Genomic DNA, 22,792 nt, shown 5'->3' with positions numbered 1-22,792 from the left:
CGCGCAGTAGTCTGGCGCGCAGCATGGCCACACCGACACTGACCGACGGGCCGGTCACCATCCGCCCCATCCGCCTGCGCGATGCGCGGGCCCTCGAGCACGAGCTCGTGCGCAACCGGGGGTGGCTGCGGCAGTGGGAGGCGACGAACCCGCACGGCCCCGCCGGGTTCGACGTGAAGGCCTCGATCCGCGCCCTGCAGGCCAACGGCCGATCCGGTGGGGGACTGCCGTTCGCCGTCGAGTACGAAGGCGAGTTCGCGGGGCAGTTGAACGTGTCGTCGATCACCTACGGCTCGCTGTCGTCCGCGACGCTCGGCTACTGGGTCGCGGAGCGCTTCGCCGGCCGCGACATCACCCCGACGGCGGTCGCCCTCGCGACCGACCACTGCTTCTTCGGGCTCGGCCTGCACCGCATGGAGATCTGCATCCGCCCCGAGAACGCGCCGAGCCTGCGGGTCGTGCAGAAGCTCGGCTTCCGCTACGAGGGGCTGCGGCGGCGGTACATCCACATCAACGGCGACTGGCGCGACCACTTCTGCTTCGGGCTCGTCGTGGAGGAGGTGCCGGAGGGCGTGCTGCGGCGCTGGCGCGACGGCCGCGCCCCCGAGAGCGTCGCGCGGGTGACGGAGGCCGACCTGCAGGCGGCGACGCATCCCCTGCGGTACTAGCGCGCGCCTCCCGGGCGCGGGCGGCATCCGCTCCTAGCCTTGCCGCATGGACTTCTCGGGTGCGGGCACCGCGATCATGCTGGCGCTCGCCGCCGTGCTGTGGTTCCTGTACCTGCTGCCCACGTGGGTGCGCCGCCGCGAGTACCTCGCGACCGAGCGCAACGCCACCCGGCTGCAGCGCGCCATCCGCGTGATGGCGGAGTCGGCCGAGGTGCCGGAGGAGGTGCACCTGGAGGCGAGCGCCCGCGCCGCCGCCCAGCAGGAGCGGCTGCGCACCGAGGAGCGCCGCCGCGAGGACGCCGCGGCTCGTGCCGAGGTGCACGCCGCCGCGCTGCGCGCCCGCGAGGCGGAGCGACGCGCCGCCGTCGTCGAGCGCGCGCAGCAGCTCGCCGAGCGGCGCCCCGAGACCGCGACCCCCCTCGACCGGCTGCGTCGCGCGCGCCGCGTGGCGGGCCTGCTGCTGCTCGCGACGGTGCTCGTGGGCGGCGTGCAGTTGTGGCTCATCGCGACGACCGGGATGTCGGTCGGGGCGTGGGTGGTGCTGGCCGGATGCGTCGCGGGCGGACTCGTGTCGACGGCGATCCAGCGGCGCATCGTCGAGCGCACGCGTGCGCTCGCGGCCCCTGCCGCGCCCGTCGCGCGCACGGCATCCGTGCTGCTCGACGCCGAGCCGATCGCCGAGCCCGTGCGCGAGTGGACGCCCGTGCCCGTGCCGAAGCCGCTGTACCTCGAGCACCAGCAGGCGCCGCGCGAGCCGGTCATGCCCGCCGTGAGCGCCGAGACGCTGCTGCGCGCGGCCGCCGAGGAGGCCGAGCGTGCGCTCGCCGCCGCGCACGCCGAGCCCGAGGTGGTGCCGTTCCCGCAGCGGCAGGCGCCCGCGGCATCCGCGGCCCCCGCCCCGAGCCGCTTCGCGTCGATGGGCATCGTGGGCGACGTCGACGCCGCGCTGCCCGACCTCGACGAGGTGCTGCGCCGCCGTCGCCTCGGCTGAACCCGCCCCGGTCGGGGAGCCCCTCGCCGGGGTGATATCGTGTTCAGGCAGTCCGGGCCCATGGCGCAGTTGGTAGCGCGTCTCGTTCGCAATGAGAAGGTCGGGGGTTCGAATCCCCCTGGGTCCACCGGTTTCGACGCTTCTGCCTGAGGTCGCTCCTCGACCAGCTGAGCCGTACGACGTCGCCCCGACGTAGGCTGGCGGCGAGCGGAGGGCGACATGAGCGGCTTCAACGAGCGGATCGTCGACGAGTTCCGGAGCAACGCCGGCACGGTCGAGACGGCGGGATTCGGGCGCAGCCTCGTGCTGCTGCATCACCTCGGGGCGAAGTCGGGTGTCGAACGCGTGACGCCCGTGCTCGGCATCCCGAGCGAGCGCGGCTGGCTGATCGCGGCGTCGAAGGGCGGCTCGCCCGAGAACCCGGCCTGGTTCCACAACCTGCACGCGCATCCGGACGTCGTGATCGAGACGCCCGACGAGGGCGAGGTCGCGGTGACGGCGGTCGAGCTGCAGGGTGCCGAGCGGGATGCCGCCTGGGCGCGCTTCCTCGCGCGCGGCCCCGCGTTCGCGCAGTACGAGCAGCGCACGGCCCGCACGATCCCCGTCGTCGAGCTGCGGCGCCGCTGAGCCTCAGCCCCCGAGGCGCTCGGCCAGGATGCGGCCGCGGGCGTGCTGCACCTCGCTCGCGCGGGCGAGCGCGAAGCGGCGCAGGCCCCACGGGGCCGTCACCTCGATACGGTCGATGAGCCGCGTGCCGTGGCCGTCGGGCGTGAGCTCGTAGCCGTAGGCGAGCTGCACGTCGCCCGGGCTGTCGACGTCGCCGCCGACCCACAGCCGGCCGCCCGCATCCACGGTGCGGATCGTCACCCGGATGCGGTTGTCGTAGCGCAGGAACCCGAGAAACCGGAACCGCTCGACCGCGACGTAGTGCACCGTGCCGTCGTCGTCGGTGCGGATGTCGCGCGCTTCGACCACGAGCGGCGAGAGGCCCACGTAGCTGCGCGGATCGCGCAGGTGGTCGAACACGGCTCGCGGCCGGGCGGCGATGTGGAACACCGCCTCGGACACCTCGCCCATCGCACCTCCGTGCACAGGCTAGCGGCCGCAGAGGATGAGACTGCCGTGGGACCGCCCGGAGCCATACCGTCTCGTCATGCGCGCCCATCGCGCCACCGCCCGCCTGCCCGACCTCTCGGCGTGCGGATGAGAGGGAGACCATGAGACGACTCGCCCCCACCGCCACGATCCTGGCGGCGGCCCTGCTGCTGAGCGGATGCGTCCTCGCGCCGTCGCCGACGGACACCGAGACGCCGCTGAACGGCGGCGGGGGAGGCGGTCAGGGCGACGGCGGCGACGGAGGCGATGGAGGAGACGGCGGGAGCGGCGGCGACCCCTTCCCGCCCGAGTATCCGACGAGCATCGACGGATGGAAGGCGCGCTACCAGAACCTGCCGTGGCTCGCCGACGACCTCGACAACGACGACTACTTCATCACCGGCACGGTCGACGGTCACGACGTCATGGGATTCCTGTGCGGCTACGACGGCAACACGCAGGGCTTCGCGCTCGGCACCGGCACCTACGTCGAGGTCGCGTTCCAGAGCGACGTCGACGTCGACATGACGGCGATGCGCTCCGCTCCATACATCACGTTCATGGGCAGTGGCACCTACGCGCTGCCCTCCGAGCCGCAGGGCACGCACACGGTGGTGCCGTCGCTGTCGGTGTCGAACGAGGTCGACTCCGACCCCACCAAGGACGTCACGGCGACGCCCACGAACGGCTCGGTGAGCTTCGACTTCCTCGGGGTGCCGACTCCGGATTCCGACGCGTGCGACGCGGAGAGCTCGTCCTTGTACGGGTGGCTGTACGCCGAGTTCGGCTACTAGTGCTTTTGACAATCATTATCAATAACGGGTAGCTTCGGAGGCATGACCTCCCGACGTCCCCTGCTGCCGCTCGCCCTGCTCGCCACCACCGCGCTCGCCCTCACCGGCTGCGCGGCATCCGACGACCCGGCATCCGACGGCGTCATCCGCATCGTCGCCTCGACCAACGTCTACGGCGACATCGCGCAGACGGTGGCGGGCGACGCGGCGGAGGTGACCTCGATCATCCACAGCTCCACGCAGGACCCCCACGAGTACGAGGCCGACGCGCGCGACGCGCTCGCCGTGTCGCGTGCCGACATCGTGATCGTCAACGGCGGCGGCTACGACGACTTCATGGATGCGTTGCTCGAGGCGCACCCGAACGACGCGGTCGTCGTCATCGACGCCTCCCAGCTCTCGGGCCTCGACCCGGACGCCGACATCCACGACCACGGCGACGAGGGCGACGAGGATGAGCACGAGGGCGAGCACGCGGACGAGGACCACGATCACGACCACGGCGCCTTCAACGAGCACGTCTGGTACCACCTCGGCACCATGGCGACCGTCGCCGACGAGATCGCCGAGGCCCTCGGCGCGCTCGACACGGGCGCGGCGAACGCCTTCCGCGACAACGCGATCGCGTTCGGCGACGGCCTCGACGCGCTCACGGTGCGACTCGGCGACATCGCCGCCCGGCACGCGGGCGCGGGTGTCGCCGTCACCGAGCCCGTCCCGCTGTACCTGCTGGAGGCGGCGGGCCTCGAGAACCGCACCCCGGCCGAGTTCAGCGAGGCCGTCGAGGAGGGCACCGACGCCCCCGCGCTCGTCGTGCAGGCGATGCTGACGCTCGTCTCCGACGGCTCGGTCGCCTTCCTCGCCTACAACGAGCAGACCGTGGGCCCGCAGACCGAGCGGGTGCTCGCCGCCGCGGAGGACGCGGGCACCCCCGTCGTGTCGTTCACCGAGCTGCTGCCCGATGGCATGGACTACACGGCCTGGATGACGGCGAACGTCGACGCCGTCGAGACGGCACTGGGGGCGTAGCGGCTCAGCATCGGGGCTTCGGCCTGCGGATGTGCATGGGTTTCGATACGCCCGCTGCGCGGGCTACTCAACCCGCAGAGGGGTGGCGGCCCCCTCCGCTGGTCGAGTGCCGCCGAAGGCGGTGTATCGAGACCACGGCGGACGCCCCTCGATGGGGCGTCTGCCGTCGGTGGGGGAACGACCTGGCCCGGCTCAGCCCCAGGCGGAGGCGGGGGCCTGCACGACCTTGACGGGGCTGTAGTGCCAATGGGCGCCGTTCGCGTAGTGGCCGCTCGCCCACGGCGACGCCCAGATGGCCGCCTCGATCTCGGCGGCGGGCGCCCCCGCCGCGAAGGCCGCGCGGATGCCGGCGTAGCCGCGGATGCTGTGCAGCGCATCCGCCGCGTTGCGGGCCGCCTCGACGAGGTTCACGTTGCGACCCGTGCCGCCCGCGCCGGCGCTCGCGCCCCAGCCGTTGTTGAGCGGGTTGTTGCGGTTCCACCAGTCGTCGACGCCGTTCTCCTGGCGCATCCAGCGGGTCATCACGGTGACGCTGTCGTCGGTCTGCGGGAAGCCCGCGAAGAGCAGCACGAGCTTCGCCCAGTCGTGGTTGGTGCCGCCCGACTTGTAGGTCTCGATGCCCGCGGTCGCGTCGTACTCGTCGCGCGTGACGGCGCCGCTCGCCTCGAGGTGCGCGGCCGCGTCGGCGGCCGAGACGTCGACCTCCTGTGCGTTCGCGGCGGCGTAGGCCCGCAGCACGGCGGCCTCGGTGGGCGGCGCGGGCGGGGCGAGCGCGAGCGAGGCGAGCAGCGCGAAGCTCGCGGCGACGGCACCCGCGGCGAGCGTGCGGCGGGTTCGCCGACCCGCGCGGGGGGCTTCGAGCCTCTCGCGGAACGCGGCCAGGAGGGTGGGTGTCATAGGCGTCCTGCGCCACCCGCGGGGGGCGGTGGCGACACCCCAGGCTACCAGCGGGGTTGGGAACCGCCTGGGAGTCTCAGCCGCTCGCGGGCGCCGGATGCGGGGCGACGAGGCTGCGCCCGCCGAGGAACTCGAGCAGCGCGGCGGCCGTGTCCTCGAGCACGGGGCCGCGCCCGAACTCCCAGCCGGCGTCGGTGGCGCGCAGCGCGTGCCCGGCGATGACGGCGCGGATGGCGACCGGGGCGGATGCGGCGCGCCCGAGGGCGACGGCGCCCCCCGCGCGCACGGGGAGCTCCGGTTCGTGGCCGATCCGCGCGCACAGGTCGAGGTATGCGTAGACGGCGCGGTCGAGCTCGGGCAGCTTCGCGGGGCGCGGTCGTCCGCCCCGTGCGGGCCGGCCGGGGGCGAGCGCCGCCTCGAACGCCTCGGCGGCCGCGGCGTCCGGATGCGCCTCGAGCGCCACCCGGGCGGCCTCGCGCAGCTGCGCGAGCTCGGCATCCCAGCCGGGGGTCACACCCGACTCGTCGACGCGCGCGCGTCCGAAGAGGGGGAGCTCGCGCCAGAGGTCCGACATGGTGCGGCCAGCCTAGACCGAACCAGAATGTGACTGTCACATTCTGTGCGCTTCCTGTGTCATCATGGCCGCACGGCACGAGCGCCCGCCGCTGCCGTCACCCGCGTGAGAGGGCACCCGTGACGCTCGACCCGGCCGCGTCCGGCCGACCGCCCAGCATCCGCGATGTCGCGCGCGTGGCCGGCGTCTCGCACCAGACCGTCTCGCGCGTGCTCAACAACCACCCGAGCATCCGCGACACCACGCGGCAGCGCGTGCTCGAGGTGATGGCGGAGCTGCAGTACCAGCCGAACCGCGCCGCCCGCGCGCTCGCCTCGAGCCGCTCGCGCACGATCGGCATCCTCTCGGCGATGAGCACCGACTACGGGCCGGCCTCGATCATGACGAGCGTCGAGGCGGCGGCCCGCGCGAACGGCTACTGGGTGAGCGTGGCGAACATCGACCCGAGCGTCGAGGGCTCCATCTCGGATGCGCTCGCCCAGCTGCGCGCGCAGGCGGTCGAGGGCATCGTGGTGGTCGCCCCGCAGGTGCGCGTCTTCGAGGCGCTCGCGACGCTGCCGCTCGACATCCCGTACGTGACGCTGCAGTCGACGAGCGACGACGGTCACGCCCTGTTCTTCGACCAGTACGCGGGGGCGCGGCTCGCCACCCGGCACCTGCTCGAGCTCGGCCACCGCGGCATCTACCACCTCTCCGGTCCGCAGGACTGGATCGAGGCGGACGCCCGCATGCAGGGCTTCCTCGACGAGCTGAACGCCTGGGATGCGCCGACGACGGCGCCGATCCTCGGGGACTGGTCCGCCGACTTCGGCTACTTCGCGGGGCGCGAGCTGCTGCGCGTGCGCGACTTCACGGCGGTGTTCGCCTCCAACGACCAGATGGCGCTCGGGCTGCTGCACGCGCTGCGCGACGGCGGTGTCGACGTGCCGGGCGAGGTGAGCGTGATCGGCTTCGACGACATCCCGGAGGCGGCGCACTTCTGGCCGCCGCTCACCACGGTGCGGCAGGACTTCCCGGAGCTCGGCCGCCGCGCGGTGGCGTTCCTGCTGGGGGAGCTCGACGCGGAGGGGGCGCACACGATCGCCCCGCAGCTCATGGTGCGCAACTCGACGGCACCCGTCGCGCGCTGAGCGGCCGTTACCGTCTCGATATCTCGCCGACTTGACACGTCGCGCCGCGCTCGGGCTAGAGTGCTCGATGTTACCGGTCACATTTACCGGTCACATTTTCAGGACGACGGAGTCGGGAGAGCCGGTGAATCGCTTCGAGCCACGCATCGAGGTCGCCATCGCGCGCACCCGTGCCGAGGTCGCCCGCCTCCACAAGACCCTCCAGCGCGGCGGACTCGTCAGCTGGACGAGCGGCGTCGTGTCGGGTCGCGTGCCCGGTGCCGAGCTCTTCGTCATCAAGCCCGGCGGCCTCGACCACAGCGAGCTCAGCCCCGAGCGGATGGTGCTCGTCGACCTCGACGGGCACGTCGTCGAGGGCACTCCCGGATCCGAGCAGCCGCCGTCGCGCGGCGTCGCCGTGCACGCCCGCCTCTACCGCGAGGACCCCGCGATCGGCGGGGTCGTGCACACCCACTCGCCCTACGCGACCGCGTTCGCGCTGCGCGGCGAGCCCGTGCCGTGCGTCGCCGCGATCGTCGCCGACGAGTTCGGCGGGCCCATCCCCGTGGTGGCGTACGCCGGCCCCGACGAGGAGATCGGCGGCGCGATCGCCGCGACCCTCGCCGCCCAGCGCTCGCGCGCCGTGCTGCTCGAGCGTCACGGCGCGTACGCCGTCGGCGCCGCCGCGCGGGACGCCGTGCGCGCCGCCGCCCTCCTCGAGGACGCCGCCCGCGCCGTGCAGCTCGCCCGCGCCGGCCTCCCCGAAGGCGGCACGATCGAGCCCCTCGCGGCCGACATCGTGGACGCGCTCCACGAGCGCCGCCTCCGCAGCGACGCCGAGCGCGTCGCCGAGCTCGCCACGGTGGGCTCCTATCCGACCTCCCGACCGGGCACCGCCCGGCCGAGCGGCGAGACCGGGTCATGGACGACCCCGGAATCGATCAGCTCCACCCCTGACAACGACGTCCGCAACACACAGTGAAAGGAACAACCGTGAAGACGAAGAAGTTCGCACTCGCCGCCGTCGCGGCCGGTTCGATGCTCGCGCTCGCCGCGTGCGCCCCGACGGGCGACAACGGCGGATCGGGTGGCGGAGACGGCGGCCTCATCGGTGTCGCGATGCCCACCAAGAGCTCGGAGCGCTGGATCCAGGACGGCAACGCCGTCAAGGCGGAGCTCGAGGCCCAGGGCTTCACCGTCGACCTGCAGTACGCAGAGGACGACATCCCCACCCAGGTCTCGCAGATCGAGAACATGATCACGAAGGGCGCCGAGGCGCTCATCATCGCCTCGATCGACGGCACCACCCTCTCCGAGGTGCTCCAGACCGCCGCCGACAGCGACATCCCGGTCATCGCCTACGACCGACTCATCAAGGACACCGAGAACGTCGACTACTACGCGACGTTCGACAACTTCCTCGTGGGACAGCAGCAGGCGTGGACCGTGCTCAACGGCCTCGGCCTCACCGACCTCAAGGGCAACGCGCTCGACGGCGCGCCCGAGGGTCCGTTCAACATCGAGCTGTTCGCCGGCTCGCTCGACGACAACAACGCCTTCTTCTTCTGGAACGGCGCGATGGACGTGCTCCAGCCGCTCATCGACGACGGCACGCTCGTCGTGAAGTCGGGCCAGACCGACATCGAGCAGGCCGCGACGCTGCGCTGGGACGGCGAGACCGCCCAGAGCCGCATGGAGGACCTCCTCACCGCGAACTACTCGGACGGCTCGAAGGTCGACGCGGTGCTGTCGCCCTACGACGGCATCTCGCGCGGCATCATCTCGGCCCTCACCGACGCCGGCTACACGGTCGGCGACGAATGGCCGATCATCTCCGGCCAGGACGCCGAGGTCGACTCGGTCAAGGCGATCCTCGCGGGCGAGCAGTTCGCGACCATCTTCAAGGACACCCGTGAGCTCGCGAAGGTCGCCGCCGGCATGGCCGTCGCGATCCTCAACGGCGACGACGTCGAGGTCAACGACACCACGACCTACGACAACGGCGTGAAGGTCGTGCCGTCGTACCTGCTCGCACCGGTTCCGGTCGTGAAGGACAACGTCAAGGAGGCGCTGGTCGACACGGGCTACTGGACCGCCGAGGAGCTCGGCCTCTAGGCCGGACGCCTTTCGGAAAGCATGATGGTGGGGGAGGAGTCCCCTCCCCCACCATCACCGGAATCGACGAGGAAGACGGGGATCGTGACCGAGAACATCCTGGAGATGCGCGGCATCACCAAGACCTTCCCAGGTGTGAAGGCCCTCTCCGACGTGACCATCGAGGTCGCGCGCGGCGAGGTCCACGCCATCTGCGGGGAGAACGGCGCCGGCAAGTCCACCCTCATGAAGGTGCTGTCGGGCGTCTACCCGCACGGCAGCTACGACGGCGACATCGTGTTCGAGAACGAGACCGTCGGCTTCCGCGACATCTCCGACTCGGAGGCCAAGGGCATCGTCATCATCCACCAGGAGCTCGCCCTCAGCCCCTACCTCTCGATCGCCGAGAACATCTTCCTCAACAACGAGCAGCGCGGCGCCGCCGGGCTCATCGACTGGAACAAGACGAACTTCGAGGCCCAGAAGCTGCTCGCGCGCGTGGGCCTGCGCGACAACCCCACCACGCCGATCCGTCAGCTGGGCGTCGGCAAGCAGCAGCTCGTCGAGATCGCCAAGGCGCTCTCGAAGGAGGTCAAGCTGCTCATCCTCGACGAGCCGACCGCCGCGCTCAACGACGAGGACTCCGACCACCTGCTCGACCTGATCCTGCACCTCAAGGGGCAGGGCATCACGTCGATCATCATCAGCCACAAGCTCAACGAGATCAAGAAGATCGCCGACTCGGTCACCGTCATCCGCGACGGCAAGACGATCGAGACGATGGCGCGCCGCGACGTCTCGGAGGAGCGCATCATCAAGGACATGGTCGGACGCGACCTCGAGCACCGCTACCCGGACCACACGCCGCACATCGGCGAGGAGCTGCTGCGCGTCGAGGACTGGACCGCCCACCACCCGCAGGACCCGAGCCGCGTCGTCGTCGACGGGGTGTCGCTCAACGTGCGCGCCGGCGAGATCGTCGGGATCGCGGGGCTCATGGGCGCGGGCCGCACCGAGTTCGCGATGAGCCTGTTCGGGCACTCCTACGGCAGCCGCATCTCGGGGCGCGTGTTCCTGCGCGGCAAGGAGATCAAGACGCGCACGGTGGCGGAGGCCATCCAGAACGGCATCGCCTACGCGACCGAGGACCGCAAGACCTACGGCCTGAACCTGCTCGAGGACATCAAGCGCAACATCTCGATGGCGTCGCTCAAGAAGCTCGAGAAGTGGGGCCTCGTGCACGACAACGAGGAGTACAAGGTCGCCACCGAGTTCCGGAAGTCGATGAACATCAAGGCTCCCAACGTGCTCGTCAAGACCGGCAAGCTCTCCGGCGGCAACCAGCAGAAGGTCGTGCTGTCGAAGTGGATCTACTCGGATCCCGAGGTGCTCATCCTCGACGAGCCGACCCGCGGCATCGACGTGGGCGCGAAGTACGAGATCTACACGATCATCAACCGGCTCGCGGCCCAGGGGAAGGGCGTCATCGTCATCTCCTCGGAGCTGCCCGAACTGCTCGGCATCTCGGACCGCGTCTACGCGCTCTCCGAGGGGCGCATCACGGGCGAACTGCCCATCGAGGAGGCGACCCCCGAGGCCGTCCTGACCCTCATGACCATGGAACGTCCCCGCTGACCGCGGACGAAGAAGAGGAACCCGCAATGTCCAACCCCACTACCCCGACCCCGACGGAGTCGCAGGCGGTCGGCGGCAACATCAACCCGGCCGACAACAGGTTCACCTCGTGGCTCGGCCACGTGCTCGCCGACCTCGGCAAGAACGGCATCTTCATCGCGCTCATCGCGGTGGTCGTGCTGTTCTCGTTCACGACGAACGGCATCCTGCTGCGGCCGCAGAACATCTCCAACCTGATCGTGCAGAACGGCTACATCCTCGTGCTCGCGATCGGCATGGTGATGGTCATCATCGCCGGCCACATCGACCTCTCGGTGGGATCGGTCGCGGCGTTCGTCGGCGCGTGCTCGGGCGTCTTCGCCGTGCACTGGGGGCTGCCGTGGTGGCTGTCGATCGCGCTGTCGCTGCTGATCGGCGCGCTCGTGGGCGCCTGGCAGGGATTCTGGGTGGCGTTCGTGGGGATCCCGGCGTTCATCGTGACGCTCGCCGGCATGCTCATCTTCCGCGGCCTCGCGCTCGTCGTGCTCGGCAACCAGAACATCGGCTCCTTCCCGCCGGAGTACCGCGCGCTCGGCAACGGCTTCCTCACCAACGTCTTCGGCGAGTTCGAGCTCGACCCGCTCACCCTGGGCATCGGCGCGCTCGCGATCGTGCTCATCGTCATCCAGCAGCTGCGCACCCGCGCCGGCCGCGTCAAGTACGGCCAGGAGGTCGAGCCGGTCGTCTGGTTCGTCGCGAAGCTCGTGTTCGTCTCGGTCGCGATCGCCTTCTTCGCCTACGCGCTCGCCTCGTACAAGGGCATCCCGGTGACCCTCATCGTGCTCGCGCTGCTCGTGCTCGTCTACGGCATCGTCATGAACCGCACGGTGTTCGGCCGCCACATCTACGCGATCGGCGGCAACCGCCACGCGGCCGAGCTCTCGGGCATCAAGACCCGCCGGGTGGACTTCTGGCTGTTCGTCAACATGGGTGTGCTCGCGGCGCTCGCGGGCCTCATCTTCACGGCCCGCCTCAACCTCGCGGGCCCGAAGGCCGGCGACGGCTTCGAGCTCGAGGCGATCTCGGCGGCCTTCATCGGCGGCGCCGCGGTGCAGGGTGGTGTCGGCACCATCGGCGGCGCCATCATCGGTGGTCTCATCATCGGCGTGCTCAACAACGGCATGTCGATCATGGGCATCGGCATCGAGTGGCAGCAGGCCGTGAAGGGCCTCGTGCTGCTGCTGGCCGTCGCCTTCGACGTCTACAACAAGCGCCGCTCCGGCCGCGGCTGACGCGGAGGCGTCAGCCGCCCGCGGCGGCGGTGAGGCGGCGGCCCGCGGTCTGCATGTGGGCCGCCATCGCCGAGGCCGCGGCGTCGCCGTCGCCGGATGCGATCGCATCCCGCACGGCGGTGTGCTCGTCGAGCGCCGCGCGGGCGTGCCCGGCGTCCTCGACCGCGCGGTCGACCCAGACCCGCAGCAGCGAGCGGATGATCTGCAGCAGGTCGACGAGCACGCTGTTGCCGGTCGCGTGTGCGAGCTCGAGGTGGAACTGCAGGTCGGCCTCGACGAAGGCCGGAAGGTCGTCGAGGTGGGCGGCCATCTCGGCGAGGTGGGCGTCGAGCCGTGCCGAGGCCTCGGGCGTCATGCGCTCTGCGGCGAGCCGGGCGGCGTAGATCTCGAGCGCCCCGCGCACCTCGACAAGCTCCTCGGTGGAGCGCCGCCCGATGAGGATGCCCCAGCTGAGGCTCTGGGGGAGCAGCTCGCTCGTGGATGAGCGCAGGTAGGTGCCGGATCCCGGGCGCACGTCGACGACGCCGAGCACCTCGAGCGCGGCGAGCGCCTCACGGACGGCCGAGCGGCCGACCTCGAGCGTCGCGGCGAGCTGGCGCTCCGGGGGGAGGCGGGTTCCGGGGGCGATCTGGCCGCTCGTGAAGAGCTCGAGCAGCTTCGTGGTCACCGCCGAGACGGGGCTGCCGGAGGGGAGACGTCCGAGGGACGCGGAGATGTCATCCGATTCGTCCTTGGGATATGCCGGCATGCGAGCAACGCTAGCAATATCGACGGGCGCGCAATATTGGTCAACCGGTTGACATCTAGAACCGGTTGACCAATACTGGTCGTCGAACGCGCGAGCCCTGCGCGTGACAACGACGTCATCACTAAGGAGTCGACGTGGACACCACCTCCACCGCATCGCCGATCGAGAAGTCGGCGATCAGAAAGGTCGCCGTGCGGCTCGTGCCGTTCGTCGCCCTGATGTTCTTCATCAACTACCTCGACCGCACCGCGATCGGATTCGCCGCCCCGAACGGCATGAACGACGACCTCGCCCTCTCGGCGGCCCAGTTCGGCTTCGCCTCGGGCGTCTTCTTCATCGGCTACATCCTGCTCGAGGTGCCCTCGAACCTCGCCCTGCACCGCTTCGGCGCCCGCAAGTGGCTCGCCCGCATCATGGTCAGCTGGGGCATCGTCGCTCTGCTGTTCACCTGGGTCGGCAACTTCGAGCAGCTCGCCATCCTGCGCTTCGTGCTCGGCGTCGCCGAGGCCGGCTTCTTCCCCGGCGCGATCCTCTTCCTCTCGCTGTGGGTGCCCGCCAAGCACCGCAGCAAGATCCTCGCCCTCTTCTACCTGGCCCAGCCGCTCACCACCGTCATCGGCGCGCCGCTCGCCGGCCTCCTCATCCAGCAGCACGGCGTCTTCTTCGGGCTCGAGGGCTGGCGCTTCATGTTCATGGGCGTGGCGATCCCCGCGATCATCATCGGTGTCGTCGCCTGGTTCTACCTCAAGGACAAGCCCGCCGACGCCAAGTGGCTCACCCAGGAAGAGCAGGAGTGGCTCACCGCGGCACTCGCCCGCGAGTCCGCCGCCACCCAGAAGGTCAACCCCACCGAGCACAACTGGAAGGCCGCCTTCCGTTCGGGCCGCGTCTGGACGCTCTCCTTCATCTACTTCGGCTTCATCTACGGCCTCTACGCGCTCGCCTTCTTCCTGCCGACGATCATCGAAGGCTTCCAGGGCCAGTTCGGGGTGACCTTCGACGTCTTCCAGAAGGGCCTCATCACGGCGATCCCGTACATCCCGGCCGCCATCGCCCTGTACCTGTGGTCGCGTGACGCCACGCGTCGCGGACTCAAGACCTGGCACATCGTGATCCCCGCGATCGCCGGTGCCGTCGCGATCCCGCTCGCCCTGTTCGCCGGCAGCCCCGCCGCCACGATCGCGCTCGTCGCGGTGACCGCGATGGCGATCTTCTCGGCCCTGCCGAACTTCTGGACGCTGCCCACCCGCTTCCTGACGGGGGCGGCCGCCGCCGCGGGCGTCGCGCTCATCAACACGATCGGCAACCTCGCCGGCTTCAGCGCCCCCTACATCACGGGTGCCGTGAAGGACTGGACGGGCGGATACCAGATCCCGATGTTCATCGTGGGCGGCTTCATGCTGCTCTCCGCGGTGCTCATGATCCTGCTCGCCCGCCGCGGCGCCGTGCCGGCCGCCGCGGTCGCCGACGCGGATGCGCTCGCCGTCGGGGAGACGGCGGGCAAGTAGGACCCGATCCGGGCGGCGGCGACCCCGTCGCCGCCCGGATCCACTCGAGGAGCGAGAGAACCATGACACGCCTGTTCAACGACCCGACCGCGTTCGCGGACGAGCTGATCGACGGCTTCGTCGCCGCGCACCCGGGACACGTGCGCCCGGTGCGCGGGGGTGTGGTGCGCGCCACCCGCTGCACCAGCGACACCGTCGCGCTCGTGATCGGCGGCGGCTCCGGGCACTACCCGGCGTTCGGCGGGCTCGTCGGCCCCGGGATCGCCCACGGGGCCGCGATGGGGAACCTGTTCGCCTCGCCGTCGACGCAGCAGATCGTCTCGGTGGCGCGGGCCGCCTCGAACGGCGGCGGCATCCTCCTCTCCTACGGGAACTACGCGGGCGACGTGCTCAACTTCGACGCGGCCGAGGCGCAGCTGAACGCGGAGGGCATCCCGACGCGCACGGTGCGGGTGACCGACGACATCGCCTCGGCCCCCGCATCCGAGAAGCACCGGCGTCGCGGCATCGCGGGCGACCTGACCGTCTTCAAGGTCGCGGGCGCGGCCGCCGAGGCCGGCTACGTGCTCGACGAGGTGGTGCGGGTGGCGGAGCTCGCCAACGAGCGCACCCGCAGCTTCGGGGTGGCGTTCACCGGCTGCACGCTGCCGGGGGCGTCCGAGCCGCTCTTCACGGTGCCGGAGGGGCGCATGGCGCTCGGGCTCGGCATCCACGGCGAACCCGGGATCGGCGAGACCGACATCCCGAGCGCCGACGGCCTCGCGCAGCTCTTCGTGGAGGAGCTGCTCGCCGAACTGCCCGAGGGGGTGGCCTCGCCGAAGGGCCGGCGGGTCGCGCTCGTGCTGAACGGCCTGGGGTCGGTCAAGTACGAGGAGCTCTACGTCGTCTACGGCTGCATCGCCCGGCGCCTCCAGGAGGCCGGCGTCACGATCGTCGAGCCCGAGGTGGGCGAGTTCTGCACCTCGTTCGACATGGCCGGCGTCTCGCTCACCCTGTTCTGGCTCGACACCGAACTCGAACTGTTCTGGCGTGCCGGAGCCGACACCCCCGGCTTCCGCAAGGGGCTCGTCTCGCCGCGCCCGCGCGTGAGCGCCGAGAGCGGTGTGCAGAAGAAGCCCTCCTCGGAGGCCGTGATGGTGCCGGCCTCCGAGGAGTCCCGCGCCGCGGCCCCGCGCATCGTCGCCGCCGTCGACGCGATCGCCGCGGTGATCGACGCGCACGTCGAGGAGCTCGGGCGCATCGACGCCGTCGCCGGCGACGGCGACCACGGCATCGGCATGCAGCGCGGCGCGACCGCGGCCCGTGCGGCCGCGCACGCCGCCGTCGAGGCCGGTGCCGGCGCCGGGAGCGTGCTGCTGCGCGCCGCGGACGCCTGGTCCGACCGGGCAGGCGGAACCTCCGGCGCGCTCTGGGGGGTCATGCTGCGCGCACTCGGAACGCGCATCGGCGACGAGGACGCGCCGGACGCCCACGCGATCGCCGAGGGCGCCGCCGACGCGCTCGCCGGCATCCGCAGCTACGGCAAGGCCGAGGTGGGCGACAAGACCATGGTCGACGCGATCGTGCCCTTCGTGGAGACGCTCGTCGCCCGGGTGATCGACGGCGAGCAGTTGGGGGACGCCTGGGACGCCGCCGCGGCCGCCGCGACCGCCGCCGCCGCCGCGACCGCCGACCTGCTGCCGCGGGTGGGGCGCGCCCGCCCCCACGCGGAGAAGAGCCTCGGCACCCCCGACGCGGGCGCCCACTCCTTCGGCCTCATCGCGACCGCGGTGGCCGCCACCCTCACCCGAAAGGACTTCGCCCGATGACCGCCCTGCAGCCGCTGCGGATCGTGATCGGATCCGACGACGCCGGATACCAGTACAAGGAGGCCCTCAAGCGGGACCTCGAGGCGAACGGCCTCGTCGCCTCGGTCGTCGACGTGGGGGTGGATGCCGACGGGCACACCGCCTACCCGCGGGTCGCGATCGCGGCCGCGGAGCAGGTCGCCGCGGGCGAGGCCGACCGGGCGCTGCTGATCTGCGGCACGGGGCTCGGGGTGGCGATCTCGGCGAACAAGGTGCCCGGCATCCGCGCCGTGACCGCGCACGACTCCTTCTCGGTCGAGCGGGCCGTGCTCTCCAACGACGCGCAGGTGCTCACCATGGGCCAGCGCGTCATCGGCCTCGAACTCGCCCGGCGGCTCGTGCGGGAGTGGCTCGGCTACCGCTTCGACCCGAGCTCCGCATCCGCCGAGAAGGTCGCCGTCATCGAGCAGTACGAGACCACGGGAGCCTGCTGATGCCGCAGGTGACGGTGGGGGTGAGCCTGAAGATGTACTTCGGGCATCGTGCCGCGCGCGAGTGGGCGGCCGAGGTCGCCGACATTGCCGCCCGCACGCCCGCCGTCGCCGACGGCCGCATCGAGCTGTTCATCGCGCCGACGTACCCGCAACTGCTGCCCGCCCTCGAGGCGGTCGCCGGAACGCGCACCCGGGTCGCCGCCCAGGATGCGGCCGCCCACGACCGCGGCGCGTACACGGGCGAGGTGAGCCCTGCCGAGCTCGCCGAGATCGGTGTCGGCATGGTCGAGCTCGGCCACGCCGAACGCCGCCGCCTGTACGGCGAGACGGATGCCGTGGTCGCCGCGAAGACCGCCGCCGCCCTCCGCAACGGCCTCGTGCCGGTGCTGTGCGTGGGCGAGACCGAGCGCGTCTCGCCCGAGGAGGCGCTCGCCTCCTCGGCCGCCCAGGTGCGATCCGCGGTCGCCGACGCGCCCGCCGGGCGCCTCGTCGTCGCGTACGAGCCCGTCTGGGCGATCGGCGCCCCCGAACCCGCACCCGTGTCGCACACCCGCGTCGTCACCGCGGGGCTGCGCGAGCTCGTCGCCGCGCTGCCCGGGCGCGACGGCTCCGTCGTCGTCTACGGCGGCTCCGCCGGACCCGGCCTGCTCGCCGAGCTCGGCGACGACGTCGACGGCCTCTTCCTCGGCCGCTTCGCCCACGACCCCGCCGCCCTGGCCGCGGTCCTCACCGAGGCCACCGCCCTCGCCGACGCACGCGAGGGGGTGCGCGCGTGACGAGCGAACTCGGCCTCGGCAGCTACGCCTTCTTCTGGGAGGGCGCCGACGCGCTGCCCGACGGAGGCAACCGCTGGCCGCTGCCGCTCGCCGGCCAGCTCGTGCGCACCGCCGAACTCGGCCTCGGCCTCTTCCAGATCTGCGACTACGCCCCGCTGCTCGGCTACTCGGCCGCCGAACTGCGCGAGGTGCGCGCCGTCGCCGACGACCTCGGCATCCGCCTCGAGCTCGGCACCAAGGGAGTCGCGCCCGGGCACCTGCGCTCGTTCCTCGGGCTCGCCGAGACCCTCGGCGCGCGCTACCTGCGCAGCATGGTGTTCGCCCCCGACTGCCGGCCCACCCTCGCCGAGGCGGAGCGGACGCTGCGCGAGCTCATGCCCGCGTTCGACGCCGCGGGCGTCACGCTCGGGCTCGAGACCTACGAGCAGGTCTCCTCGGCCGACCTCGTCGGACTCGTCGAGGCGGTCGGAGCGGACGGTCTCGGCATCTGCCTCGACCCCGCCAACACGGTCGCCGGGCTCGAGAACCCGCGCGAGGTCGTCGAGCGCTGCGCGCCCTACGTCAACGGCATCCACGTGAAGGACTTCGCCTTCACCCGCCGCGACGGCTGGGTCGGCTTCACCCTCGCGGGCACGCGGATGGGGGAGGGGCTGCTCGACTACGCCCACCTCGTCGAGACGGTGCGGCCCGCGGAACGCGGCATCACGCGCATCGTCGAGCACTGGTTGCCCTGGCAGGGCGACCTCGAGAGCACCGTCGCGCTCGAGCGCGACTGGACAACCCACAACGTCGGATATCTGAAGGAGAACTGACCATGACCGACACCGCTACCGCAGCACCCACCGCGACGATCGCCGTCATCGGCGCCGGCGGCAAGATGGGCATGCGCGTCTCGAACAACCTCGTGAAGACGGCGCACACCGTCTACTACTCGGAGAACTCGCCCGTCGGGCAGGAGCGGGTGACCGCCGCCGGCCGTGTCATCACGCCGACCACCGAGGCCATCCGGGATGCCGACGTCGTGATCCTCGCGGTGCCCGACCTGGCCCTCCGGGCGGTCTCGGCCGAGGTCGTGCCGCAGCTGAAGTCGGGCGCCGTGCTGCTGACGCTCGACCCGGCCGCCGCCTACGCGGGCCTGCTCACCCGCCGTGAGGACGTCATCCAGGCCGTCACCCACCCCTGCCACCCCTCGGTGTTCGTCGAGCGGCACACGCCCGAGGAGTACGCCGACACCTTCGGCGGCATCGCGGCCAAGCAGGATGCGATCGCCGCCGTCGAGTCGGACGACCCGGCCGTCCGGGAGCTCGTCGAGACGGTCGTGCGCGCCATCTTCGCGCCCGTCGTCGACGTGCACTGGGTGACCGTGAAGCAGCTCGCCCAGCTCGAGCCGACCCTCGTCGAGACGATCGCCTGCATGATCGGCGCGCTGCTCAAGGAGTCGCTCGACGAGACCGTGAAGATCGGCATCCCGGAGCCCGCGGCCCGGTCGATCCTGCTCGGTCACACCCAGGTGGCGCTCGCGAACACCCTCAAGGGCGACAACCCGTTCAGCGACGCGTGCCTCATCGCGATGGAGTACGGCCGGGAGATGATCATCAAGCCCGACTGGAAGCGCGTCTTCGAGGATTCCGAGCTCGACAAGAACCTCGCCCGGATGCTGCACCTCGACCACATCGAGCGCTGACCCTGACCGGTCGGTTTCTCGCCCCATTCCACGTGTTTGGGGCGAGAAACCGACCGGTCAGCGCTGTTCGTAGCGGGTGACGGGGAAGCTGCGGGCGACGAGGGCGCGGAGATCCTCGAGGGATCCCGTGACGAGGCCGTGGCCGCGGGCCTGCACGAGCACGTTGCCGATCGCGGTCGCCTCGACGGGGCCCGCGACGATCGGCAGGCCGGTCGCCTCGGCGGTGAGGCGGCACAGCAGCGCGTTCTGCGATCCGCCGCCCACGAGGTGCACGGTCCGTACGGGCACGCCCGAGAGTTCGGATGCGGTGCGGATGGTTCTCGCGTAGGCCTCGGCGAGGCTCACCAGGATCGAGCGCACCAGCTCGGGCCGCGTGCCGGGAGCGCGGAGGCCGCGCTCGCCGAACCAGGCCGCGATCCGCTCCGGCATCCCGCCGGGGGCGAGGAACACGGGGTCGTCGGCGTCGAACACCGGCACCTCGCCCGTGACCTGCTCGGCGGCGGCGAGCAGGGCGCCGAGGTCGACGTGCTCGCCCGTCTTCTCCCACTCGCGCACCGACTCGCTCAGCAGCCACAGGCCCATCACGTTGTGCAGGAACCGCACGCGGCCGTCGACGCCGCCCTCGTTCGTGAAGCCGGCCTCGCGGGCGGCCTCCGTCACGACCGGCCGGTCGAGCTCCACGCCCACGAGCGACCAGGTGCCGCAGGAGATGTAGGCGATCTCGCGATCCGTCGAGGGCACCGCGACGACCGCGGATGCCGTGTCGTGCGAACCGACGGCGGTCACCACGGCATCCGTCGCGCCCGTTCCCCGCAGGGCGCTCGGCAGCAGCGGCCCGAGCACGGTGCCGGGCTCCACGAGCCCGCGGGCGAGGCGGGTGGGGATGCCGAGGCGCTCCATGAGGGCCGTGTCCCACTCGCCGCTCGTGACCTCGACGAGGCCGGTCGTCGAGGCGTTGGTGCGCTCGGCGACGCTGCGGCCGGTGAGCCAGAAGGCGAGCAGGTCGGGGATCAGCAGGAAGGAGTCGGCCTGCGCGAGCGCGCCCGCGAGGCGGTCGGCGGTGAGCTGGAACAGGGTGTTGAACGGGAGATGCTGCAGGCCGTTGCGGGCGTACAGCTCGGACGCCGTCGCGCGCGCGTGCACCGCCTCGACCGCCGCCAGGTTGCGCTCGTCGCGGTACGAGTACGGCTCGCCCAGCATCCGCCCCTCGCGCAGCAGCGCGTAGTCGACGGCCCAGGAGTCGATGCCGATGGAGACGAGCCCGGGGGAGCGACGCACGCCCTCGGCGAGCCCCTCGACGACATCGCGGTAGAGCTCGGTGACCGACCAGTGCAGCCCGTCGGGTGTGCGCACGGGTGCGTTCGCGAACCGCGCGACCTCCTCGAGGCGCAGCGCCCCGTCATCCAGGTGACCCAGGATGACGCGCCCGCTCGTGGCGCCGAGATCGACGGCGGCGACGGTGCCGGATGCCATGGCGGGCCTCAGCGCAGGAACGCCGCGGCGACGCCCGCGTCGACGGGGATGTGCAGCCCCGTCGTGTGCGAGAAGTCGGGTCCGGTGATGGCGGCGACCGCGTTCGCGACGTTCTCCGGCAGCACCTCGCGCTTGAGGATGGTGCGCTGCGCGTAGAACTCGCCGAGCTTCTCCTCCTCGATGCCGTAGGTCTTGGCGCGGTTCGCCCCCCAGCCGGAGGCGAAGATGCCGGAGCCGCGCACCACGCCATCCGGGTTGATGCCGTTCACCCGCACGCCGTGCTCGCCGAGCTCGACCGCGAGCAGGCGCACCTGGTGGGCCTGGTCGGCCTTCGTCGCCGAGTAGGCGATGTTGTTGGGGCCCGCGAACACCGAGTTCTTGGAGGCGATGTAGACGATGTCGCCGCCGAGCCGCTGCTCGATGAGCACCTTCGCGGCCGCCTTCGAGACCAGGAAGGAGCCCTTCGCCATGATGTCGTGCTGGAAGTCCCAGTCCTTCTCGGTCGTCTCGAGCAGCGGCTTGGAGAGGCTCACGCCCGCGTTGTTCACCACGAGGTCCACGCCGCCGAAGGCGAGCACGGCATCCCGGATCGCGGCCTCCACCTGCGCGGCGTCGGTCACGTTCACCTGCACGCCGACCGCGACATCCGAGCTGCCCAGCTCGGATGCCGCGGCCTGCGCCTTCGCGAGGTCGAGGTCGGCGATCACCACGCACGCCCCCTCGGCCGCGAGCCGCGTCGCGATCGCCTTGCCGATGCCGGATGCGGCACCCGTCACGAAGGCGACCCGCGTCGCGTGGGACTTCGGCTTCGGCATGCGCTGCAGCTTCGCCTCCTCGAGCGCCCAGTACTCGATGCGGAACTTCTCGGCATCCGAGATGGGCGTGTAGCTGCTGATGGCCTCGGCGCCGCGCATGACGTTGATGGCGTTGAGGTAGAACTCGCCGGCCACCCGCGCGGTCTGCTTGTTCGCGCCGAAGCTGAACATGCCCACTCCCGGCACGAGCACGATCGCCGGGTCGGCGCCGCGGATCGCGGGGGAGCCCGCATCCGCGTGCGCCTCGTAGTAGGCGGTGTAGTCGGCGCGGTAGGCCTCGTGCAGCTCGCCGAGGCGCGCGATCGACTCCTCGACGGTGGCGCCCGCCGGCAGGTCGAGCAGCAGGGGCTTCACCTTGGTGCGCAGGAAGTGGTCGGGGCAGCTCGTGCCGAGGGCGGCGAGGGCGGGCGCCTTCTCGGAGGCGAGGAAGTCGAGCACGCGCGGGTCGTCGCTGAAGTGCCCGACCATGGGCTTGTCGTGGGAGGCGATGCCGCGGATGGTGGGGAACAGCGCGGCGGCCTTGTCGCGGCGCGCGGCATCCGGCAGGGCGGCGTTCTTCTTCACCGCCTTGCCGAAGGGGTGCTTCCTGCCCTTCGCGTCGATGAACTTCTGCGCCGTCTCGATGATCCAGCGGCTGTTCTTCTCGGTCTCGGCGCTCGTGTCGCCCCAGGCGGTGATGCCGTGGCCGCCCAGGATGCAGCCGATCGCCTTCGGGTTCGCCTGCTTGATCGCGGCGATGTCGAGCCCGAGCTGGAAGCCCGGGCGGCGCCACGGCACCCAGACGACCAAGCCGTCGAAGGCCTTCTTCGTGAGCTTCTCGCCGTCGGCGGCGGTCGCGAAGGCGATGCCGGCATCCGGATGCAGGTGGTCGACGTGCGCGGCGTCGACGAGACCGTGCATGGCGGTGTCGATCGAGGGGGCGGCGCCGCCCTTGCCGTGCAGGGTGTAGTCGAAGGCGGCCACCATCTCGTCTTCGCGCTCGACGCCGGGGTAGACGTCGACGAGGGCGCGGAGACGGTCGAGGCGCAGCACCGCGAGGCCGGCCTCGGTGAGGGTGCCGAGGTCGCCGCCCGAGCCCTTGACCCACAGCAGCTCGACCGGCTCGCCCGTCACGGGGTCGGTCGCCGTGCCCTTGGCGGAGGTGTTGCCGCCCGCGTAGTTGGTGATCTCGGGGTCGGCACCGAGGCGGTTGCTGCGCGCGATGAGCTCGGCGGCGGGCGACTTCTTCGTCATGGTGGGTCCTCTGGCTGATGGTATGAATCGTTTCAAAGGGTAGCCCGAGCGCGTGGTTCGGCGCAACGCCGGCCCGGCCTTGGATTTATTCGTTGAATCGTTTCGAGAAAGCGCTTT

Annotated in this window: 22 protein-coding genes and 1 tRNA gene; 17 read left to right on the top strand and 6 right to left on the bottom strand. The window is 71.5% G+C overall.

The window, feature by feature from the left end; genetic code table 11:
- The first annotated feature begins 23 nt into the window (after positions 1–23).
- The 4 genes from D7I47_RS03220 to D7I47_RS03205 all read left to right on the top strand — a co-directional run bounded on the left by D7I47_RS03220 (position 24) and on the right by D7I47_RS03205 (position 2,286).
- Positions 24–668: a GNAT family N-acetyltransferase gene (locus D7I47_RS03220; RefSeq protein ID WP_120761711.1), complete on the top strand. Its 645-nt coding sequence runs from the start codon at positions 24–26 to the stop codon at positions 666–668.
- Positions 669–714: 46 nt separating this feature from the next.
- Positions 715–1,659 (top strand): hypothetical protein, encoded by a 945-nt coding sequence (locus D7I47_RS03215; RefSeq protein ID WP_120761710.1) that lies wholly within the window; start codon positions 715–717, stop codon positions 1,657–1,659.
- A gap of 54 nt (positions 1,660–1,713) precedes the next feature.
- A tRNA-Ala gene (locus tag D7I47_RS03210) sits at positions 1,714–1,786 on the top strand.
- A gap of 92 nt (positions 1,787–1,878) precedes the next feature.
- Positions 1,879–2,286 carry a nitroreductase family deazaflavin-dependent oxidoreductase gene (locus D7I47_RS03205; RefSeq protein ID WP_120761709.1) on the top strand — a complete coding sequence of 136 codons (408 nt, stop codon included), beginning with the start codon at positions 1,879–1,881 and terminating at the stop codon, positions 2,284–2,286.
- A 3-nt stretch (positions 2,287–2,289) separates the two neighbouring features.
- On the opposite strand, the gene D7I47_RS03200 is transcribed toward D7I47_RS03205, so the two are convergent.
- Positions 2,290–2,736, bottom strand: a complete 447-nt coding sequence (locus D7I47_RS03200) for an SRPBCC family protein (protein WP_120761708.1) — start codon at positions 2,734–2,736, stop codon at positions 2,290–2,292.
- 140 nt (positions 2,737–2,876) lie between these two features.
- On the opposite strand from D7I47_RS03200, the gene D7I47_RS03195 reads away from it, so the two are divergent.
- Positions 2,877–3,548 carry a hypothetical protein gene (locus D7I47_RS03195; protein ID WP_120761707.1) on the top strand — a complete coding sequence of 224 codons (672 nt, stop codon included), beginning with the start codon at positions 2,877–2,879 and terminating at the stop codon, positions 3,546–3,548.
- A gap of 42 nt (positions 3,549–3,590) precedes the next feature.
- Positions 3,591–4,577, top strand: coding sequence for a metal ABC transporter solute-binding protein, Zn/Mn family (locus tag D7I47_RS03190; protein ID WP_120761706.1), 987 nt, complete (start codon positions 3,591–3,593; stop codon positions 4,575–4,577).
- Between the two features lie 192 nt (positions 4,578–4,769).
- Here D7I47_RS03190 and D7I47_RS03185 read toward each other — a convergent pair whose 3' ends face one another.
- Both D7I47_RS03185 and D7I47_RS03180 read right to left on the bottom strand, forming a co-directional pair.
- Positions 4,770–5,474: a hypothetical protein gene (locus D7I47_RS03185; protein ID WP_120761705.1), complete on the bottom strand. Its 705-nt coding sequence runs from the start codon at positions 5,472–5,474 to the stop codon at positions 4,770–4,772.
- Between the two features lie 76 nt (positions 5,475–5,550).
- Complete coding sequence (locus D7I47_RS03180; RefSeq protein ID WP_120761704.1) at positions 5,551–6,048, bottom strand: hypothetical protein; 498 nt, start codon at positions 6,046–6,048, stop codon at positions 5,551–5,553.
- Between the two features lie 119 nt (positions 6,049–6,167).
- On the opposite strand from D7I47_RS03180, the gene D7I47_RS03175 reads away from it, so the two are divergent.
- The 5 genes from D7I47_RS03175 to mmsB all read left to right on the top strand — a co-directional run bounded on the left by D7I47_RS03175 (position 6,168) and on the right by mmsB (position 12,157).
- Positions 6,168–7,178, top strand: coding sequence for a LacI family DNA-binding transcriptional regulator (locus tag D7I47_RS03175; RefSeq protein WP_120761703.1), 1,011 nt, complete (start codon positions 6,168–6,170; stop codon positions 7,176–7,178).
- Between the two features lie 124 nt (positions 7,179–7,302).
- A complete protein-coding gene (locus D7I47_RS03170) occupies positions 7,303–8,139 on the top strand; it encodes a class II aldolase/adducin family protein (RefSeq protein WP_120761702.1) in 837 nt (278 codons plus the stop codon).
- A gap of 56 nt (positions 8,140–8,195) precedes the next feature.
- Positions 8,196–9,272, top strand: a complete 1,077-nt coding sequence (gene chvE / locus D7I47_RS03165; protein WP_120763784.1) for a multiple monosaccharide ABC transporter substrate-binding protein — start codon at positions 8,196–8,198, stop codon at positions 9,270–9,272.
- A gap of 84 nt (positions 9,273–9,356) precedes the next feature.
- Entirely contained in the window at positions 9,357–10,886 is a 1,530-nt protein-coding gene (mmsA, locus tag D7I47_RS03160) for a multiple monosaccharide ABC transporter ATP-binding protein (protein WP_120761701.1), read from the top strand.
- A gap of 26 nt (positions 10,887–10,912) precedes the next feature.
- Positions 10,913–12,157, top strand: coding sequence for a multiple monosaccharide ABC transporter permease (gene mmsB, locus D7I47_RS03155; protein ID WP_120761700.1), 1,245 nt, complete (start codon positions 10,913–10,915; stop codon positions 12,155–12,157).
- A 10-nt stretch (positions 12,158–12,167) separates the two neighbouring features.
- On the opposite strand, the gene D7I47_RS03150 is transcribed toward mmsB, so the two are convergent.
- Complete coding sequence (locus D7I47_RS03150; RefSeq protein WP_120761699.1) at positions 12,168–12,905, bottom strand: FadR/GntR family transcriptional regulator; 738 nt, start codon at positions 12,903–12,905, stop codon at positions 12,168–12,170.
- 134 nt (positions 12,906–13,039) lie between these two features.
- Between D7I47_RS03150 and D7I47_RS03145 the strand changes: the two genes are divergently transcribed.
- The 6 genes from D7I47_RS03145 to D7I47_RS03120 all read left to right on the top strand — a co-directional run bounded on the left by D7I47_RS03145 (position 13,040) and on the right by D7I47_RS03120 (position 19,154).
- On the top strand, positions 13,040–14,413 hold the full coding sequence (locus D7I47_RS03145) for an MFS transporter (protein ID WP_120761698.1): 1,374 nt from the start codon (positions 13,040–13,042) through the stop codon (positions 14,411–14,413).
- A 62-nt stretch (positions 14,414–14,475) separates the two neighbouring features.
- Positions 14,476–16,221 carry a dihydroxyacetone kinase family protein gene (locus D7I47_RS03140; protein ID WP_120761697.1) on the top strand — a complete coding sequence of 582 codons (1,746 nt, stop codon included), beginning with the start codon at positions 14,476–14,478 and terminating at the stop codon, positions 16,219–16,221.
- Positions 16,218–16,694, top strand: coding sequence for a ribose-5-phosphate isomerase (locus D7I47_RS03135; RefSeq protein ID WP_120761696.1), 477 nt, complete (start codon positions 16,218–16,220; stop codon positions 16,692–16,694). Before D7I47_RS03140 ends, D7I47_RS03135 begins: the two co-directional genes overlap by 4 nt.
- Positions 16,694–17,470 (top strand): triose-phosphate isomerase family protein, encoded by a 777-nt coding sequence (locus D7I47_RS03130; protein ID WP_120761695.1) that lies wholly within the window; start codon positions 16,694–16,696, stop codon positions 17,468–17,470. The genes D7I47_RS03135 and D7I47_RS03130 overlap by 1 nt, the downstream gene beginning before the upstream one ends.
- Positions 17,467–18,282 carry a sugar phosphate isomerase/epimerase family protein gene (locus D7I47_RS03125; protein WP_120761694.1) on the top strand — a complete coding sequence of 272 codons (816 nt, stop codon included), beginning with the start codon at positions 17,467–17,469 and terminating at the stop codon, positions 18,280–18,282. The genes D7I47_RS03130 and D7I47_RS03125 overlap by 4 nt, the downstream gene beginning before the upstream one ends.
- Positions 18,283–18,284: 2 nt before the next feature.
- A complete protein-coding gene (locus tag D7I47_RS03120; RefSeq protein ID WP_120761693.1) occupies positions 18,285–19,154 on the top strand; it encodes a phosphogluconate dehydrogenase C-terminal domain-containing protein in 870 nt (289 codons plus the stop codon).
- Positions 19,155–19,211: 57 nt separating this feature from the next.
- Here the strand turns inward: D7I47_RS03120 and D7I47_RS03115 are convergent, their stop codons facing one another.
- A complete protein-coding gene (locus D7I47_RS03115) occupies positions 19,212–20,627 on the bottom strand; it encodes a rhamnulokinase (RefSeq protein WP_120761692.1) in 1,416 nt (471 codons plus the stop codon).
- A gap of 8 nt (positions 20,628–20,635) precedes the next feature.
- Positions 20,636–22,675 carry a bifunctional aldolase/short-chain dehydrogenase gene (locus tag D7I47_RS03110; protein ID WP_120761691.1) on the bottom strand — a complete coding sequence of 680 codons (2,040 nt, stop codon included), beginning with the start codon at positions 22,673–22,675 and terminating at the stop codon, positions 20,636–20,638.
- Positions 22,676–22,792 lie beyond the last annotated feature (117 nt).

Origin of the sequence: Protaetiibacter intestinalis (assembly GCF_003627075.1) — a bacterium.
In the GTDB taxonomy this organism is placed as follows: Bacteria; Actinomycetota; Actinomycetes; order Actinomycetales; family Microbacteriaceae; genus Homoserinibacter; species Homoserinibacter intestinalis.
The sequence above is the reverse complement of the archived record's forward strand: the minus strand, read 5'-3'. Positions and strand labels throughout refer to the sequence as shown.